The 17,465-nt window shown below is 71.7% G+C and carries 19 protein-coding genes and 1 tRNA gene; 11 read left to right on the forward strand and 9 right to left on the reverse strand.

Translation table 11 applies throughout. From position 1 onward, the window contains the following. Positions 1 to 1,085, forward strand: a 1,085-nt coding sequence (locus VJ693_RS09865; RefSeq protein WP_324153697.1) for a dihydrolipoamide acetyltransferase family protein, incomplete at its 5' end; no start/stop codon positions are given. 3 nt (positions 1,086 to 1,088) lie between these two features. Here the strand turns inward: VJ693_RS09865 and feoB are convergent. Continuing rightward, entirely contained in the window at positions 1,089 to 2,981 is a 1,893-nt protein-coding gene (feoB, locus tag VJ693_RS09870) for a ferrous iron transporter B (protein WP_324153698.1), read from the reverse strand. Then, positions 2,978 to 3,250, reverse strand: coding sequence for a FeoA family protein (locus VJ693_RS09875; RefSeq protein ID WP_324153700.1), 273 nt, complete (start codon positions 3,248 to 3,250; stop codon positions 2,978 to 2,980). Before VJ693_RS09875 ends, feoB begins: the two co-directional genes overlap by 4 nt. 100 nt (positions 3,251 to 3,350) lie before the next feature. Between VJ693_RS09875 and VJ693_RS09880 the strand changes: the two genes are divergently transcribed. Then, complete coding sequence (locus VJ693_RS09880) at positions 3,351 to 3,959, forward strand: nitroreductase family protein (RefSeq protein ID WP_324153702.1); 609 nt, start codon at positions 3,351 to 3,353, stop codon at positions 3,957 to 3,959. 17 nt (positions 3,960 to 3,976) lie between these two features. On the opposite strand, the gene VJ693_RS09885 is transcribed toward VJ693_RS09880, so the two are convergent. From VJ693_RS09885 to VJ693_RS09910, 6 genes are all read right to left on the reverse strand, one after another. Further along, a complete protein-coding gene (locus VJ693_RS09885; protein WP_324153704.1) occupies positions 3,977 to 4,777 on the reverse strand; it encodes an ABC transporter ATP-binding protein in 801 nt (266 codons plus the stop codon). Between the two features lie 13 nt (positions 4,778 to 4,790). Further along, entirely contained in the window at positions 4,791 to 5,705 is a 915-nt protein-coding gene (gene ntrB / locus VJ693_RS09890; protein ID WP_324153705.1) for a nitrate ABC transporter permease, read from the reverse strand. Positions 5,706 to 5,730: 25 nt separating this feature from the next. Then, on the reverse strand, positions 5,731 to 7,002 hold the full coding sequence (locus VJ693_RS09895; RefSeq protein WP_324153707.1) for a CmpA/NrtA family ABC transporter substrate-binding protein: 1,272 nt from the start codon (positions 7,000 to 7,002) through the stop codon (positions 5,731 to 5,733). A 401-nt stretch (positions 7,003 to 7,403) separates the two neighbouring features. Beyond that, complete coding sequence (locus tag VJ693_RS09900; protein ID WP_324153709.1) at positions 7,404 to 8,036, reverse strand: ANTAR domain-containing response regulator; 633 nt, start codon at positions 8,034 to 8,036, stop codon at positions 7,404 to 7,406. Positions 8,037 to 8,086: 50 nt separating this feature from the next. After that, positions 8,087 to 8,800: an anti-sigma factor gene (locus VJ693_RS09905; protein ID WP_324153710.1), complete on the reverse strand. Its 714-nt coding sequence runs from the start codon at positions 8,798 to 8,800 to the stop codon at positions 8,087 to 8,089. A 7-nt stretch (positions 8,801 to 8,807) separates the two neighbouring features. Then, positions 8,808 to 9,458: a sigma-70 family RNA polymerase sigma factor gene (locus VJ693_RS09910; protein ID WP_324153712.1), complete on the reverse strand. Its 651-nt coding sequence runs from the start codon at positions 9,456 to 9,458 to the stop codon at positions 8,808 to 8,810. 122 nt (positions 9,459 to 9,580) lie between these two features. Between VJ693_RS09910 and purU the strand changes: the two genes are divergently transcribed. From purU to VJ693_RS09930, 4 genes are read left to right on the forward strand one after another with little or no spacing between them, the layout of a single operon-like run. After that, entirely contained in the window at positions 9,581 to 10,483 is a 903-nt protein-coding gene (gene purU, locus VJ693_RS09915; protein ID WP_414652251.1) for a formyltetrahydrofolate deformylase, read from the forward strand. 17 nt (positions 10,484 to 10,500) lie between these two features. After that, a complete protein-coding gene (locus VJ693_RS09920) occupies positions 10,501 to 10,947 on the forward strand; it encodes a nuclear transport factor 2 family protein (RefSeq protein WP_324153714.1) in 447 nt (148 codons plus the stop codon). Positions 10,948 to 10,966: 19 nt separating this feature from the next. Next, positions 10,967 to 11,935, forward strand: coding sequence for a YheT family hydrolase (locus VJ693_RS09925; protein WP_324153716.1), 969 nt, complete (start codon positions 10,967 to 10,969; stop codon positions 11,933 to 11,935). Positions 11,936 to 11,944: 9 nt separating this feature from the next. Further along, entirely contained in the window at positions 11,945 to 12,484 is a 540-nt protein-coding gene (locus VJ693_RS09930) for a DUF2946 family protein (RefSeq protein ID WP_324153717.1), read from the forward strand. 56 nt (positions 12,485 to 12,540) lie between these two features. On the opposite strand, the gene VJ693_RS09935 is transcribed toward VJ693_RS09930, so the two are convergent. After that, on the reverse strand, positions 12,541 to 13,092 hold the full coding sequence (locus tag VJ693_RS09935; RefSeq protein WP_324153719.1) for a c-type cytochrome: 552 nt from the start codon (positions 13,090 to 13,092) through the stop codon (positions 12,541 to 12,543). Between the two features lie 204 nt (positions 13,093 to 13,296). Here VJ693_RS09935 and VJ693_RS09940 point away from each other — a divergent pair. From VJ693_RS09940 to VJ693_RS09960, 5 genes are all read left to right on the forward strand, one after another. Then, a tRNA-Arg gene (locus tag VJ693_RS09940) sits at positions 13,297 to 13,372 on the forward strand. Between the two features lie 46 nt (positions 13,373 to 13,418). After that, entirely contained in the window at positions 13,419 to 14,321 is a 903-nt protein-coding gene (locus tag VJ693_RS09945; protein ID WP_324153721.1) for a septal ring lytic transglycosylase RlpA family protein, read from the forward strand. A 272-nt stretch (positions 14,322 to 14,593) separates the two neighbouring features. Next, positions 14,594 to 16,081, forward strand: coding sequence for a histidine kinase (locus VJ693_RS09950; protein WP_324153723.1), 1,488 nt, complete (start codon positions 14,594 to 14,596; stop codon positions 16,079 to 16,081). Beyond that, positions 16,068 to 16,592, forward strand: a complete 525-nt coding sequence (locus tag VJ693_RS09955; protein ID WP_324153725.1) for a hypothetical protein — start codon at positions 16,068 to 16,070, stop codon at positions 16,590 to 16,592. Before VJ693_RS09950 ends, VJ693_RS09955 begins: the two co-directional genes overlap by 14 nt. 28 nt (positions 16,593 to 16,620) lie before the next feature. Further along, positions 16,621 to 17,463, forward strand: coding sequence for a LytTR family DNA-binding domain-containing protein (locus tag VJ693_RS09960; RefSeq protein ID WP_324153727.1), 843 nt, complete (start codon positions 16,621 to 16,623; stop codon positions 17,461 to 17,463). Positions 17,464 to 17,465: the final 2 nt, after the last annotated feature.

Here is a 17,465-nt window from a genome sequence, read left to right on the forward strand (position 1 = left end):
TGATCCGCATCGAGCGGGCCGGTGACGGGGCCGGGGCCGACGCTGCGGCGTCGGCGCCTCAGGCACCGCCCTCACCGGCCCCGGCACCGCAGGCGCCGCCAACGCCGGCCCCGTCCATCGCGCGCGCACTGGCGCCGGCCCCGGTGGCGGGGCGGCTGTCGGTGGCGGGGGTGTCCGGCCGCCCGATCGCCTCGCCCGCACTGCGCGAGCGCGCCTGGTCGCTGGGCATCGACGTGGCGCAGGTGCCGGCCAGCGGCCCGGGCGGGCGGACCATGCAGCGCGACCTGGACGACTACGTCGCCCGCCACGGCGCGCCCGGCCCGGCACGCAGCGCGCCGCCGCCCCCCGCACCCGCCGCCGTGCGCCCGCGCGTGGCCGCCGGCGCCGACCAGATCGAGACTGTCAAGTTCGTGGGCCTGCGGCGCAAGATCGCGCAGCGCATGCAGGAGGCCAAGCGCCGCATCCCGCACTTCACCTACGTCGAGGAGCTCGACGTCACCGAGGTCGAGGCCCTGCGCGAGCGCCTCAACGCCCGCCACGGCGCGGCGCGCGGCAAGCTGACGCTGCTGCCCTTGCTGGCCCGCGCGATGGCCGTGGCGCTGCCCGAGTTCCCCGACCTCAACGCCACCTTCGACGACGAGGCCGGCGTGCTGACGCGGCACAGCGCGGTGCACATCGGCATCGCGACGCAGACCGACGCCGGGCTGATGGTGCCGGTGCTGCGTGATGCGCAGGCGCACGACCTGTGGGCCAACGCGGCCGAGATCGCGCGCCTGGCCGAGGCCGCGCGCTCGGGCCGTGTCGTGCGCGACGAGCTCGCCGGCTCGACGATCACGATCACCAGCCTGGGCAAGGTGGGCGGCATCGTCTCGACGCCGGTCATCAACCTGCCCGAGGTCGCGATCGTCGGCGTCAACCGCATCGTCGAGAGGCCGGTGATCCGCGCCGGCGCCATCGTGCCGCGGCTGACGATGAACCTGTCGTGCTCGTTCGACCACCGGGTGGTCGACGGCGCGCAGGCGGCGGCCTTCGTGCAGCGCCTGCGCGAGCTGCTCGAGGCGCCCGCGCTGCTGTTCGTCGAGTGAGCGTCAGCCGCCCAGCGCCAGCGCGATGCGGTAGGTGGCGAACGACGCCAGCCAGGCCAGCGCGAACAGCCCGCCGGCCACCAGCGCCGGCGCCCGCCAGCCGCCGCTCTCGCGGCGCAGCGCCGCCAGCGTGGACAGGCACTGCGGCGCGAACACGTACCAGACCAGCAGCGACAGCGCCGTGGCCAGGCTCCACTGGCTGGCGATCAGCGGCGCCAGCGCCTGCGCGGTGTCGTCGCCGGTGGCCGACAACGCGTAGACGGTGCCCAGCGCGCTCACGGCCACCTCGCGCGCGGCCAGGCCCGGCACCAGCGCGATGCAGATCTGCCAGTTGAAGCCGATCGGCTCGAACAGCGTCACCAGCGCATGGCCGAGGCGGCCGGCGATGCTGTACTCGATCGCGGCTCCGGTGGCGCCGTCGGGCGGCAGGGGGAAGCTGGCGAGGAACCACAGCGCGATGCTCAGCGTCAGGATGATGCCGCCCACGCGCTTGATGAAGATCTCGGCGCGCTGCCACAGCCCCAGCGCCAGGTTGCGCGGCGAAGGCCAGTGGTAGTTGGGCAGCTCCATCATCAGCGGCCGCACCTGGCGGCCCTCGCGCGTGAAGCGCTTCTGCACCCAGGCAATGGCCGCCGCGCCGCCGATGCCGGCCACGTAGAGCGCGAACAGCACCAGCCCGCGCAGCCCGATGCCGCCGGCCAGCGTGCGCTCGGGGATGAACGCGCCGATCAGCAGCGCATACACCGGCAACCGCGCCGAGCAGGTCATCAGCGGGGCCAGCATCATCGTCAGCCGGCGGTCGCGCGGGTCGGCGATGCTGCGCGTGGCCATGATGCCGGGGATCGCGCAGGCAAAGCTCGACAGCAGCGGGATGAACGAGCGGCCGGACAGGCCGATCCGGCCCATCATGCGGTCGAGCAGGAAGGCCGCGCGCGGCAGGTAGCCCGATTCCTCGAGCGCGAGGATGAAGAAGAACAGGATCAGGATCTGCGGCAGGAAGGCCAGCACGCTGCCCGCGCCGGCGATGACGCCGTCCACCAGCAGGCTGCGCAGGGCGCCGTCGGGCAGTGCGTGGCCCAGCGCCTCGCCGACCCAGGCGGTGCCGGCCTCGATCCACGCGGTGGGCGCTTCGGCGCCGAGGAAGACCGCCTGGAACATCGTGAACAGCACCAGCGCCAGCAGCAGCGGGCCGGCCACCGGATGCAGCACCACCGCGTCGATGCGATCGGTGGCGGTGTGGGGCAGCAACTCGTCGAGCTCGAGCTGGCGCAGGATGTCGCGCACCGCGGCATGGTCGCCGCCGGGGTGGTGGGCCGGGTCGGCGGCCGGGGCGGCGCCGGGCTCGCGTGGTAGCTCCCAGGCGTCGGGCTCGGCCAGCAGGGTGCGCAGCGCGGCGTCGCCCTGCGGCGCCACGGCCACGGTGGCGACCACCGGCACGCCGAGCGCGCGCGACAGGGCAGCCGGGTCGATGTGCAGCCCGCGCTTGGCGGCCTGGTCGGCCATGTTCAGTGCCACCACGCAGCGCAGCCCGAGCCGGCGCACGCCCAGCACCAGGCGCAGCGTGCGGCGCAGGTTGGTCGCGTCGACCACGCAGACGACGAGGTCCGGCCGCTTCTCGCCACGGGCCTGGCCGCGCAGCACCTCGGTCGTCACGCGTTCGTCCGGCGAGCGCGGGTGCAGGCTGTAGGTGCCGGGCAGGTCGAGCACGCGCAGCGTCTTGCCGGCCGGCGTGGTGTGGCGGCCTTCCTTGCGCTCGACGGTCACGCCGGCGTAGTTGGCGACCTTCTGGCGGCTGCCGGTCAGGCGGTTGAACAGCGCGGTCTTGCCGCAGTTCGGGTTGCCCACCAGCGCGACCAGCGGGCCGCCGCGATGGACGTGGACGACGGCGGTGTTCACGTGCGCGGCACTTCGCGCCAGATCCGCACGCACGCCGCCTCGGCGCGGCGCAGCGCGTAGGTCGAGCCGCCCACGCGCACGCACAGCGGGTCGCCGCCGGGCCGGGCGCGCGAGATCAGCCGCACCGGCTCGCCCGGCTCGAAGCCCAGGGCCGTGAGCCACGGTGCCCAGGCCTCCAGCTCGGCGGGCGGGCGGACTTCGGCGATCAGGCCGGAGTCACCCGGCTCCAGGTCATCCAGCGAAGTGGCAATGGGGGTGGGAGCACGCATGCCGCAAGTTTAATGAGATTCGTTCGCATTCTCATGATCTGGGACAAATCCGTCAATCCTGGCCGCACGCGGGCGCTGCTGGCGCGTTCAGAATGGCGCCATGGCCGACTCCCATCGACGCCCCCAGGCGCTGGCGCCCGACGATCTGCTTGCCGCGCTGGCCGACCGTCACTCGGTCGGTCCCAAGCAGCTGGCCGCGCCGGCACCCAGCGACGAGGAACTGGCCTGGGCCGTGGGCCTGGCCCTGCGCGCCCCGGACCACCGCGGCCTGCGCCCGTTCCGTTTCGTCCAGGTGGCCGCCGGGCAGCGGGATGCGCTGGGCGAGCTCTTCGCCGAAGGGGCCCGCCTGCGCGGGCTGCCGGCCGCCGAGGTCGAGCGGGCCCGCCAGCGCGCCCACAACGGCCCGGGCCTGGTCGCGCTGGTGGGCCGGGGCCGTGAGGACGAGCCGGACGTGCCGCTGCGCGAGCAGTGGCTGTGCGCCGGTGCCGGCCTGATGAACTTCCTCAATGCCCTGCACCTGATGGGCTACGGCGCGAAGGCGCTCAGCGGCAGCTCGGTCGACGACCCGCCGGTGCGCGACGCCTTCTGCCGCGAAGGCGAAACGCTGCTGTGCTGGGTCATCTGCGGAACGCCGCGCGAACGCTCCAACCCGCGCTACGCCGCCGACCCGTGGGCGGCGCTGGAGCGCTGGACCGCGCCGGGCGAGTAGCGCGGCCAGCGTCCTGTTCAGGCTGCCATCGGCTCCACGTGCGCGTGGCGGGTATAGAGAAAGTCGATCACCGCCTTGCGCGCATGCACGTAGGTCGCATCCTCGGCCAGCGCGACGCGGTCGCGCGGGCGCGGCAGTTCGACCTTCAGGATCTCGCCGATCGTCGCCGCCGGGCCGTTGGTCATCATCACGATGCGGTCGGACAGCAGCACCGCCTCGTCGACATCGTGCGTGACCATCACGACCGTGCTCTTCGTGCGCGCCACGATCTTCAGCAGCTCGTCCTGCAGCTTGGCCCGCGTGAGGGCATCGAGCGCACCGAAGGGCTCGTCCATCAGCAGCACCTTGGGCTCCATCGCCAGCGCCCGGGCGATGCCCACGCGCTGCTTCATGCCGCCCGAGATCTCGTGCGGCCGCTTGTGCGTCGCGTGGTTCATGCCCACCAGGTCGAGCGCGGCCTGGGTGCGTGCCTTCAGCTGCGCCTTGGTCTCCTTGCCGCCGAACACGCGCTCGACCGCCAGGTGGACGTTGTCGAAGCACGAGAGCCAGGGCAGCAGCGAGTGGTTCTGGAACACGACCGCGCGCTCGGGGCCGGGCGCGGTGATCTCGCGGTTGTCGCACAGCAGCGCGCCGGCGCTGGGCTTGAGCAGCCCCGCGATCAGGTTCAGCAGCGTCGACTTGCCGCAGCCCGAGTGGCCGATCAGCGTGACGAACTCGCCCTGGTCGACCTTCAGGTGGATGTCGCGCAGCGCCTGGAACGGGCCCTTGGCGGTCTGGAACACGACCTCGGCGCCGTGGATGTCGATGAATGCGCTCATGGGAGTTGCTCCTTCACTCGAACGAGAAGCGGCGGGCGAGCAGCATCAGCGCCTGCTCGAGCAGCAGGCCGACGATGCCGATCGTGAAGATCGCGATGATGATGTGCTGGACGTTCAGGTTGTTCCACTCGTCCCAGACCCAGAAGCCGATGCCGACGCCGCCGGTCAACATCTCGGCCGCCACGATCACCAGCCACGCGGTGCCCACCGACAGGCGTACGCCGGTCAGCATGTAGGGCAGCACCGCGGGCAGCAGGATCTTGGTGATGACCTTCCACTCCGACAGGTTCAGCACCTTGGCGACGTTGAGGTAATCCGACGGGACGCGCTGCACGCCGACGGCGGTGTTGACCACCATCGGCCAGATCGAGCAGATGAAGATCGTCCAGATCGCCGCCGGGTTGGCGCTCTTGAACACCAGCAGGCCGATCGGCAGCCAGGCCAGCGGCGACACGGGCTTGAGCAGGCTGATCAGCGGGCTGACCATGCGGTTCGCGAACTCGAATCGGCCGATGATGAAACCCAGCGGAATGCCCACCAGCGCCGCCAGGCCGAAGCCCAGCCCGACCCGCTCGAGCGAGAACAGGATGTTCCAGCCTATGCCCTGGTCGTTGGGGCCGTTGCGGTAGAACGGGTCGGCAAAGAGCGTGACGGCGGCATCGAAGGTGGCACGCGGTGTGGGAAAGGGGCCACCCTTCTGCGTCAACAGCGCCCAGATGCCGACCAGCAGCGCCAGGCCCAGCACCGGCGGCAGCACCTTGAGCCACAGGCCGCGCCAGTCGAAGCGCGCGCGTGCCGGGCGCGGCGTGGCGGGCGGTGGCGCCGCCACGGTGATTGGGGCCGCCGCGCGGGCCAGGGCGGGCGCGGGCGAGGTCGCGGCCGGCTCGGCGGCAACGCTCATCGGGGAATGGAACACAGCGCTGACCATGGTGATCTCCAGTCGGGTGGCGCCTTCAGGCGCGGACCTTGAAGCCGTCGGCGTACTTGGCCGGCTCCTTGCCGTCCCAGACCACGCCGTCGATCAGCTTGGCGCTGCGCATCGGATCCTTCGGCACGCTGACCTTCAGCGCGGAGGCGGCCTGCTTGTAGAGCTCGATCTGGTTGATCTGCTTGGCCACGCCGAGGTAATCGGGGTGGTCCTTGATCAGGCCCCAGCGCTTGTGCTGGGTGAGGAACCACATGCCGTCGGACAGGTAGGGGAAGTTCACCGCCCCGTCGTTGAAGAACTTCATGTGGTTGGCGTCGTCCCAGGTCCTGCCCAGGCCGTTCTGGTAGCGGCCGAGGATGCGCTGGTTGATCGCGTCGACACCGGTGTTGACGTAGGCCTTGTCGGCCACGGTCTCGGCCATCTTCAGCTTGTTCTGCAGGCTCGCGTCGATCCAGCGGCCGGCCTCGAGGATGGCCATGATCGCCGCGCGGCAGGTGTTGGGGTACTTCTTGGCGAATTCGCCCGTCGTGCCCAGCACCTTCTCGGGGTGGTCCTTCCAGATGTCCTGCGTGGTGACGGCGGTGATGCCGATGCCGTCCATGATCGCGCGGTGGCCCCAGGGCTCGCCGACGCAGTAGCCGTCCATGTTGCCCACGCGCATGTTGGCCACCATCTGCGGCGGCGGCACGGTGATGACCTTCGCGTCCTTCATCGGGTTGATGCCGACGCTGGCGAGCCAGTAGTACAGCCACATCGCATGCGTGCCGGTCGGGAAGGTCTGCGCGAAGGTGTAGTCGCGCTTGTCCTTGGCCATCAGCTTGGCCAGCGAGGCGCCGTCCACCGCGCCCTGGTCGGCCAGCTTCTTCGACAGCGTGATCGCCTGGCCGTTGTTGTTCAGCGTCATCAGCACGGCCATGTCCTTCTTCGGGCCCGAGACGCCGAGGTGCACGCCGTAGATCAGGCCGTAGAGCACATGCGCCATGTCGAGCTCGCCGTTGACCAGCTTGTCGCGCACGCCGGCCCACGAGGCCTCCTTGGTCGGGATGATCTTGATGCCGTACTTCTTGTCGAAGCCCAGCACCGAGGCCATCACGACCGAGGCGCAGTCGGTCAGCGGGATGAAGCCGATCCGCACCTCCTCCTTCTCCGGCTTGTCCGAGCCCTGGGCCCAGGCGCGCGGCGCGCCGAACCCGGCGGCGGCGCCGACGGCCGCGGCGGAAGCGGCCTGCAGCACGCGTCGGCGGCTCAGGTCGGTGGTGGTGGTCACGCTGGCGGCGAGCGGGGCGGGGGCGTGCATCGGGCGGGTCCTCACGGCAAAAAAATAGGCGCCCGTCAGCTCGACCCGAGGGTCAAGCCGGCGGACGCCTTTGTCCAAAAAAACCTAGGAAGTCAGTGCAACCAGATCGTGCGACCCTTCGTTGGGTCACGCCTCTCACTACGCAATAGGTATGCCAGCGTGAGATGGTGCCAAACGCGCCGGACCCATGGTGGTCTTGCACCATGAGCGGCATCTGCGATCCGATGTCGCACCAAAGCCGGGCATCGCCACCAGGCCAAAGGAGGCACTCCGAAGGAGTCGCCGCCCATCAAGTGGCGTGCGCGGATCCGGCTTTGCCGGTCCGCTCGACGCGAGCCCCAGGGGTCCGAAGGGCCCCTTCGTGGCCCAGGGGGCAGCCCCCGGGAAGGGGGCGTGGGGGCTCAAGTAAACAGATCGGCCAGTTCGAGCAGCCGGCGCGCGACCTCGTGGATCGTCAGGCCCTGGTTCATCGCGGTCGTGCGCAGGCGCGCATAGGCCTGCGGCTCGAGCAGGCCGTGGCGCTGCATCAGCATGGCCTTGGCGCGATCGACGACCACGCGCTCGGCGAGCTGGCCCTTGGCGCGCGCGAGCTCGCCGCGCAGGCCCTGCTCGTGCTCGAAGCGGGCGATGGCGACGTCGATGATCGGCCGCACGCGCTCGGGCGCCAGGCCGGCGACGACGTAGGCGACCACGCCGGCGGCCACCGCCTCGCGCATGTGCGCCGGGTCGTGCTCTTCGGTGAACAGCACGATCGGCCGCGGTGCGTCGCGCGTGGCCCAGACCACGTGCTCGATCGCGTCGCGCGCGCCGCTCTCGGCATCGACGATCAGCACGTCGGGCGCCAGCGCGTTGAGCTTGTCCGGCAGCTGGGCGTCGGCACCCAGCACGCCGACGATCTGGTAGCCACCCACGCGCAGGCCATGCACCAGGTCACGCAGGCGCAGTGCCTCGTCCCAGCCTTCTTGGTCGGCCAGGTCGGGCACATGGGCCGACAGGGTGATGACGGCCAGGCGAAGCTCGTGCGTGACGCTCACAAGCGAGAGCCTATGCAATTTGCGCACCTGATGGGTGCTCGGTGCGTGCGCTATGACTCCAACTTGCCGACCGAGATGATCGGGCCGGTCGGTGCACCGGTCGGCGAGCCGCCTGCCGGCTCCAGGCTGACGGCGAAGGCGGCTGTGTCGCGCAGCAGCTCGGCGCGGATCACCTTGGTGGCGCCGTCGGCCGCCACCACGCCCAGCGAGCGCGGCGCACCCTGCCCCGGCACGGCCCAGAGCTCCAGCGCGCGCCGCGGGTCCAGCGCCAGCGCCTCGATCGGCTTGAGCACCAGGCCGCGCCCGTCGGCGCTGACGCTGGCGACGAAGCGGGCCTTGGCCAAGGCCCCCGCGGCGGCCGCATCGGCCGGCGCGAGCACGACCACGATGGGCGGCTGCGCGGGTTTCGGCAGCGTCAGCGCGACGCCCAGCGCCAGCGCGGCGGCGGTCGCGAAGCCGGTCGCGGCGCGCCAGGGCAGCACGCGCTGCCACCAGCGGGCGGGCGGCGAGGGCTCCTCGTGGGCGGCCTGCCGCTCGGCGAACAGCCGCGCCTCGATGGCGGCCCAGACGCGCGGCGACGGCGCCACCGGCTTCACGCTGGCCGCCAGCGGCAACAGTGCGCCTTGCCAGCGCAGCACCGCGGCGCGCAGGGTGGGGTGCGCGGGCAGCAGCGTGTCGAAACGGCGCCGGGCCGGGCCGCGCAGCGTGCCCAGCACGTATTCGGCGGCCAGGCGGTCGGGCAGGGGGGCGCGGAAATAGTCCATTCAGGCCTCAGGTTCCCACTGCGTCGATCGCGCCGGCACGCTCCAGGCACGCGCGCAGCGCCAGCAGCCCGCGCCGCACCCAGCTCTTCACGGTGCCCAGCGGCTGGCGCAGCTGCGCGGCCACCTCGGAATGCGACAGACCCTGGTAGAAGGCCAGCGCCAGCGTCTGCTGCTGCTCGCCCGTCAGGCCCTTCAGGCACACGCCGACCAAGCGTGCCTGGACCGCCTGGCCGAGCAGCTCCATCGGGCCGGCGCTGTCGCTGGCCATCTGGTCCAGCAGGTCGTCGTCGCCGTCGTCGACCGAGGCGCGCGCGGTCACCCAGGCCGGCTCGGCCCGGCGGCGGCGCAGGCCGTCGATCGCGCGGTGCCGCGCGATGCTGGTCAGCCAGGTCATCGCTTGTGCCCGCTGCGCATCGAAGCTGCCGGCAGCGCCCCAGATCTTCACGAACACCTCCTGCAACAGGTCCTCGGCCTGGGCCCGGTCACTGTGGATACGGAGGATGACCCCCAGCAGATGCGCGGCCGTCTGCTGGTACAGCGTGGCAAATGCCGCGCGGTCGCCGAGCGATACGCGGGCCAGCAGCGCAGCCAGCGCATCGGCACGCTGCGGGGTTGCGGCGGCGGCGCCGGTGGGGGCGGCGGAGGAAGGGTGGGCCATCGGGCGGGAATTCCAGGCTGGGGTCGGGCGGGGTCTGCCAGGGCATACGACGGCGCGCCGGTTCTGGATGCCGGGGTCGGTACCCGCTTGCGCCGACCCCCGTCCGTACAATCGAGCCCACCATGCCCCCGATGCCCCCGATGCCGCGCTCGCACGAATTCGTCCTCACGCTGGCTTGCCGCGACACCAAGGGGATCGTCCACAACGTCTCGGGCCTGCTCTACCAGGCCGGCTGCAACATCATCGACTCGCAGCAGTTCGGCGATGTGCTGGGCGAGGACGCGACCGGGCTGTTCTTCATGCGGGTGCACTTCGAGGCCCCCGAGCAGCTGGCCGACGTGGCGACGCTGGACAAGCTGTTCGGCCACGTGCGCCAGCAGTTCGACATGCAGGCCACCTTCCACGCGATCGCCCATCGGCCGCGCGTGCTGTTGATGGCCAGCCAGCACGGCCACTGCCTGAACGACCTGCTGTTTCGCTGGCAGAGCGGCCAGCTGGCGGTCGACATCCCGGCGGTCGTCTCGAACCACCTGAACCACAAGGCGCTGGTCGAGAGCTACGGCCTGGCCTTCCACCACCTGCCGCTGGCCGCCGGCGCCGGTGCTGCCGCCAAGCGCGAGCAGGAGCAGCGCATCGAGGCGCTGATCGAGACCGAGCGGGTCGATCTGGTCGTGCTGGCGCGCTACATGCAGATCCTCAGCCCCGAGTTCTGCGCGCGGCTCCAGGGGCGCGCAATCAACATCCACCACAGCTTCCTGCCCAGCTTCAAGGGCGCCAAGCCCTATGCGCAGGCGCACGCGCGCGGCGTCAAGCTGATCGGCGCGACGGCGCACTACGTGACCGCCGACCTCGACGAGGGGCCGATCATCGAGCAGGACGTCGAGCGCGTCGACCACTCGCTGTCGGCCGAGGACCTGACCGCCGTCGGGCGCGATGTCGAATGCGTGGTGCTGGCGCGCGCGGTGCGCTGGCATGTCGAGCACCGCGTGTTGATGAACGGCCACAAGACCGTCGTCTTCCGCTGACACCCCACGAGGCCGCGATGCCGACCACCCCGCCCAAGGCCGCACTGCTCGCCTCGCCCGACGACGTCGAGGCACAGTTCTACGACGCGCTGCGCGAGGCCGACCTGGACAAGCTGATGGCCGTCTGGGCTGACGACGAGGAGGTCGTCTGCATCCATCCCGGCGGCCCGCGGCTGATCGGCCCGGCGGCGGTGCGCGCGGCCTTCGAGGCCGTCTTCGCCAATGGGGCGGTGCAGGTGCAGCCCGAGAAGGTGCGGCGCGTGCACGCGCTCGGCGCCGCGGTCCACAGCGTGGTCGAGCGCATCGCGCTGAACACGCCCGAGGGCGTGCGCACCGGCTGGGTCATGGCGACCAACGTCTACCTGAAGACGGCCCAGGGCTGGCGCATGGTGGCCCACCACGCCAGCCCCGGCACGGCGCAGGAGCCGCCCGAGCTGGTCGAGACCCCGTCTGTCCTGCACTGAGAAGCTGGTGGGGCCGACGATGCGCGACTTTCGCGCGCCGCGCTGGCTGCCCGGCGGCCACCTGCAGACGATCTGGCCCGCGCTGTATGGCAAGCGCGTGCGGGGCCCGCGGCCCATCTACCAGCGCGAGCGCTGGGCCACGCCGGACGGCGACTTTGTCGATGTCGACTACCGGTTCTCGCGCCAGCGCGAGGCCCCGTGGCTCGTGCTGTTCCACGGCCTGGAGGGCTCGTCCCACAGCCACTACGCCGAGGCCTTCGCCGACGTGGCACAAGCGCTGGGCTGGAACTACGCGGTGCCGCACTTTCGCGGCTGCTCGGGCGAGCTGAACCTCGCGCCGCGGGCCTACCACTCGGGCGACCACGAGGAGATCGGCTGGATGCTCGGCCGGCTGCGCCTGCGCGCGGGCCAGCCGCTGCACGCGGTGGGCGTGTCGCTGGGCGGCAATGCGCTGCTGCGGTGGGCCGAGGAAGCGGGTGAATCGGCGGCCGCGACGGTGCACGCCGTCGCGGCAGTCTGCTCGCCGGTCGACCTGGCGGCCGGCGGCCACGCGATCGGCCGCGGCTTCAACCGGCAGGTCTACACCCGCCTTTTCCTGCGCTCGATGAAGCCCAAGGCGCTGGCCAAGTGGGCCCAGCACCCGGGGCTGTTCGACCGCGAACGCCTGCTGGCCGCGCGCGACCTGTACGAGTTCGACAACCTGTTCACCGCGCCGCTGCACGGCTTTCGCAACACCGACGACTACTGGGCCCGTGCGTCGGCCAAGCCGCACCTGGCGCGCATCCGCGTGCCGGCACTGGTGCTCAATGCCCGCAACGACCCCTTCGTGCCGGCGTCCAGCCTGCCCGGCGTGCAGGAGGTGGGGCATTTCGTGACGCTGTGGCAGCCGCCGCACGGCGGCCACGTCGGCTTTCCGGCCGGCCGATTCCCTACGCACGTGCGGGCCATGCCCGAGGCGGTGCTGGACTGGTTACGCCGTCCGGGCTAGAAAGCGCGCATGGACGACATCGTCAAGGCCGCGTTGGCCAAGTGGCCGAACGTGCCGCACTGCTACGACTGGCTCGCGCTCGATGCGCGCGGCGACTGGTACATGCGCGACGACCGCACCCAGGCCGCTGGCGCGTTCCCGCACCCCAAGGGCAGCCGCATCCTGCACGACAAGCTGCGCGAGTTCATCGCGCGCAACTACGAGGCCGACGACGATGGCTGCTGGTTCTTCCAGAACGGGCCGCAGCGGGTCTACGTCGAGCTCGAGGCCGCGCCCTGGGTCTGGCGCCTGACCGCCCAGCCGGGCACGACGCCGGCGATCGCCAGCCACACCGGCCGGCCGGCGCAGTTCCGCAGCGCCTGGCTCGACGACGGCGGGCGCCTGTTCCTCGAATGCGACATCGGCTTCGGCCTGGTGCACACGCTGGACGCGGCGCTGGCCGCCGATGCGGTCGAGAGCGGCGACTGGGGCCTGGACGAGATGCCCTTCGCGCTGATGCCGGCGCAGTTCGGCTACATACTGAGCCCGGCGGCGCGGCGCAAGCGCTGACCCGCCAAAGAGAAAAGCCGCCCTGTGGGCGGCTTTCGTTGCGTGCGGGGCCGCGCTTATTGCGCGGCGCTGGCGGCGGGGGCTGGGGCCTTGGGCTCGTCGAACTTGGCGCCGCCCTTGTTGGCCATGTAGACCACAGCACGGGCGACCTCGTAGTCCGAGAAGTCGCCGCCGCCTTGCGGGGGCATCGCGTTCTTGCCCTTCAGCGCCGAGTTCAGCAGCGCGTCGAAGGGTTGCTTGATGCGCGGGCCCCAGGCGGCTTCGTCGCCGAACTTCGGCGCGCCGGCGGCGCCCGTGGCGTGGCAGGCCGAGCACTGGGCCTGGAAGACCTGCTCGCCGGTGCGCGGCGCGGCGTTCGCGTTGGCTTCCTTGATCTCGACCGTGCCGACCGGCTGGATGCGCATGGCCACCGCTTCGCCGGTCAGCGCGTCGGTGCCGGCCGCCTGCTTCTCGCCGGTGGCGACGAACTGGGTCAGCATGATGATCACGATGATCGGCACCACGAACGAGGCCACCACGGCCCAGACCAGCTGCTTGGGCGTCTTGATCGGGCCTTCATGCGGGCCGTCGTGCTCGTGTTGTTCTGCGGGGGCGTGAGCGTCGCTCATGAATTCCTCGGTCGCTGAAGCCGTGTGGCGTGGTGTTGCTGTTTCAGGCGGGCGGCTGAGCCGGGCGTGGCGATTGCCATGGGCCTTCAGGGCCAGGGCCCGCTCGGCAAAACCGGCGGATTATAGCCAGCGCCCCCGCCGCGGCCGACTGGCCCGGCAGGCCCCTCAACCCGGCTGCTAGAATGCCCGCTTCTTCCATGCATGGCGCCCGTAGCTCAGTGGATAGAGTACTGGCCTCCGAAGCCAGGGGCCGCTGGTTCGATCCCAGCCGGGCGCGCCATCGCTCCCATTCCCTTTCCCCACGCAATGTCCTCGCCGCCGCGGCCGTGATCGCCGCGGTGATGCTGGCTGGCTGCTCGACCACGCCCGGCATGCGCGGCGCCGACGGCCCGCCGCCGGCCGGCAGCGACACCACCGACCTGAAGCAGACGCCCGATGCCGAGCCGCGGGTCGAGCCGATCCGCCCGGGCGGGCCGAACAAGCCCTACGAGGTGCTGGGCAAGTCGTATGTGCCGATGACCGGCGACGAGCCGCTGGTCGAGCGGGGCCTGGCCTCCTGGTACGGACGCAAGTTCCACGGCCGCCGCACCGCCAGCGGCGAGACCTACAACATGTACGCGATGACGGCCGCGCACAAGACGATGCCGATCCCGAGTTATGCGCGCGTGCGCAACCCGGCCAACGGGCGCGAGATCATCGTGCGGGTCAACGACCGCGGGCCGTTCTCGTCCGGGCGGGTGATCGACCTGTCCTACGCCGCGGCCGTGAAGCTCGGCGTGCAGAACGGCGTCGCGCAGGTCGAGGTCGAGCGCATCACCTACGAGGACATCCGGGCCGGGCTGGCCGGGCGTGGCCCGGTGCTGGCGCGCGCCCCGGAGCCGGAGCCCGCGCCCGCGCTGCCTGCCGCCACGGGCGTTTCGACGGTGGTGGCCCCGGCGGCCGACCCGGCCCCGGCCGACGCGCCCGCGCCATCGAGGGCCCACACGCCCGCGGCCAGCGGCTTCTGGTTGCAGCTCGGCGCCTTCGGCCAGGGCGGCGGCGCCTACAGCTTCCAGCAGCGGCTGGCGCAGGAGATGGACTGGCTCAGCCCGCTGCTGACGGTGTTCTCCGAGAACGGCCTGTTCCGCCTGCAGGCCGGGCCCTATGCCTCGCGTGACCAGGCGCGCGAGGCGGCCGAGCGGGTCCGTTCGGCGGTGGCGCTGGTACCGGTGATCGTCGAGCGCCGCTGAAGTGATGGGGCACCCGGCTGCGGGGTACCGCAGCCACCCTCCCGGAGGGTGCGCGGCCGCTTCGGAGCGGCCGTGCGCTGGCCGCGCCGATGGGGCACCCGGCTGCGTAGTACCGCAGCCACCCGGATGCGCCGCCGCCTGTCGCGCGCCGCTGCAGCCTGTCGGGGCGGGCGCCGCGTGCATCGCGCCGCGCTGGCGCCGGCACGCCGTCTGCGTAGAGTTCGCCTCATCGACGATTCCCTGGCCTCGCCCCGTTCCGCGCCTTGTCCACCATGAGCAGTCTCACCGCCACCCCCCCGCCCGGCTGGGCCAGCCGCTGGCAGCGTTTCAGCGCCGCCGCCGTGCGCGCCTTCCACGCCTACGGCTCGTGGCTGGCCAGCATCAGCTGGTGGCGCTTCGGGCTGCTGTCGCTGGCGCTGATCGTCATCGCCAACATCCTGCAGGACCTGCCGCCCTTCACCTGGACCTACACCGAGACGGTCGTCGAGCACCCGGGCGGCAGCGCCCCGCCCAAGCCGCCGGTGGTGCCCAAGGTGCCGAAGGTTCCCCATGTGCCCGGTGTGCGGATCGACAAGCCGGCCTCCGGCATCTCGGGCAGTGACCGGGAAGGCGTCGACATCTCGATCGACCATCGCGGCGTGCGCATCAGCCCGCGCGGGCCCGCCGCCGCCAGCGCCGCCGAGGCCGCCAGTGCCCCCGCCTCGGCCGCATCGTCGAACGGCTTCAGCGTCAAGATCAACGGCGAGCCGGTGGTCGAGATCAGCGCCGGCGACCAGGACGTGCGCATCGCCGTGCCGCCCGGCGCCAACTCGCAGGAGATCCGCCAGGCGGTCCAGGAGGCGCGCCAGGCGGTGATCGAGGCGATCGCCGAGGCCGAGCAGGCGCGCGATGACGCGGCCCAGGCGCGCGACGACATCGAGGAGGCCCTGGCCATCGGCCCGCGCGTGTCGCAGCGCAAGGTGCGGTACGGCGAGAGCCTGCCGCAGCTCGCGGTGCTGTGGATCCTGCTGTCGGCGCTCATCAAGGCGACCTACAAGGCGCGCATCCAGGCCGAGCACAAGGCCGCCGTGGCCACCGAGACGGCCGAGGCCGAGCAGCTTCGCCGGCAGGTCGTCGAGGCGCGCATGGCGGCGATGCAGGCGCAGGTCGAGCCGCACTTCCTGTTCAACACCCTGGCCTCGATCGACCACCTGATCGAGACCGACCCGGCCCGCGCCAGCCAAATGCAGAAGAACCTGATCGCGCTGCTGCGCGCCAGCATGCCGACGATGCGCGACACCGCCGACGGCGGCCCGCGCGACCTGGGCCGCGAGCTGGCGGTCGTGCAGCCCTACGTCGAGATCCTGAAGGTGCGGATGGAAGAACGCCTGGCGGCGACGATCGACGTGCCGGAGGGGCTGCGCTCGGCCGAGTTCCCGGCCATGATGATCCAGACCCTGGTCGAGAACTCGATCCGCCACGGCCTGGAGCCCAAGCCCGAGGGCGGCGCGCTGACGGTCCGGGCCGAGATCGTGCACGGCAGGCTGCAGGTCACGGTGGCCGACACGGGGGTCGGCTTCGGCAACGGCGGCACCTCGGGCACCGGCGTGGGCCTGGCCAACATCCGCGAGCGGCTGCAACTGCTGTACGGCGACAAGGCGACGCTGACCGTGGCGGCCAACCAGCCCAGCGGCACGATCGTGACGATCACCGTGCCCTACCGCACCGTCAATGCGCCCGGGGCCGGCAACGGCACCGGCCGCGCCAATGACCAAGTCTGATCACGAGGAGGCGAGCAACATGCAGGCGAACCGTTCTTCATCTTCCGCCTTGCGCTGGCTCGGCTGGCTGCTGCTGCTCGGCGTGCTGGTGATCGCCTTCGCGGCGGCCCTGTCGCTCGCGGCGTATTTCAACGAGATTCCGCCCGACCTGCTGGTGTCGGTGGACGGCGAGCGGATCGACCTGCACGGCCTGACGGCCGGCCACGCCTGGCTCATCTTCGGCGCGGTCGTGCTGGCCTGCGTAGTCGTGGTCGTCGTCGTGCCGCTGGCGCTGCTGTTCGGCATCGGCGTGCCCTTGCTGCTGGCCGGCCTCGGGGTGGTCGCGGCGCTGCTGTGCGCGACGGTCGCGGTGGCGGTGATCGGCTCGCCGGTGATCCTGCTCGGGCTGCTGCTGTGGTGGGCGCTGCGACCGAAGAAGTCGGCGCTGCCACCGGCCCCGCCGGCACCCGGCGCGCCGCCGCCGATCCCGGTGATCGGCCAGCACACCGACAACTCGACTCCCTTTGCATGAGGCCACGACGACGCCGTAGCATCGCGCGATGACGAACACGACCGAATCCACCGCCGCGCCGCGCGCCGTGCTGGCCGACGACGAGCGCCTGATGCGCGAGCAGCTGCGCGCCCGCCTGGCCGAGGCCTGGCCCGAATTGCAGATCGTCGCCGAGGCGAAGAACGGGGCCGAGGCCGTCGAGCTGGTCGAGCAGCACCGGCCCGACGTGGTCTTCCTCGACATCCGCATGCCCGGCATGACCGGCATCGACGCCGCGCGCCAGATCGCGCAGATGGATGTCGGCGACGAGGGCTTCCTGCCCGAGATCGTCTTCATCACCGCCTACGACCAGTACGCGGTCGAGGCCTTCGAGCAGGGCGCGGTCGACTACATCCTGAAGCCGGCCGAGCGCGACCGGCTCAAGCTCACCGTCGAGCGCATCGTCAAGCGCCTGGCCGCGCGCCAGGCAGCCGACGAAGGCGGCGGCTCGAATGGCGCCCCGCCGCCGGCGCAGCCGCTGCAGCAGCTGCTGCACAAGCTGGCCAGCCAGGGCGGCGTGAAGCCGGCCTACCTGAAGTGGATCCAGGCCACGGTCGGCCAGTCGATCCAGATGATCCCGGTCGACGAGGTGCTGTTCTTCATCAGCGACGAGAAGTACACGCGCGTGCAGACGCCGCAGGTCGAGGCGCTGATCCGCAAGCCGATCAAGGAGCTGGTCGACGAGCTCGACCCCGAGCGCTTCTGGCAAATCCACCGCTCGACACTGGTGGCGGTCGACGCGATCGCCTCGATCACGCGCGACTTTCGCGGCCGCCAGATCGTGGCCGTCAAGGGCCACCCGCAGAAGCTCGAGGTCAGCCGCAGCTACACCCACCTGTTCAAAGGCATGTAGCG

The organism is Ideonella sp. (assembly GCF_035254525.1).
In the GTDB taxonomy this organism is placed as follows: domain Bacteria; phylum Pseudomonadota; class Gammaproteobacteria; order Burkholderiales; family Burkholderiaceae_C; genus Ideonella.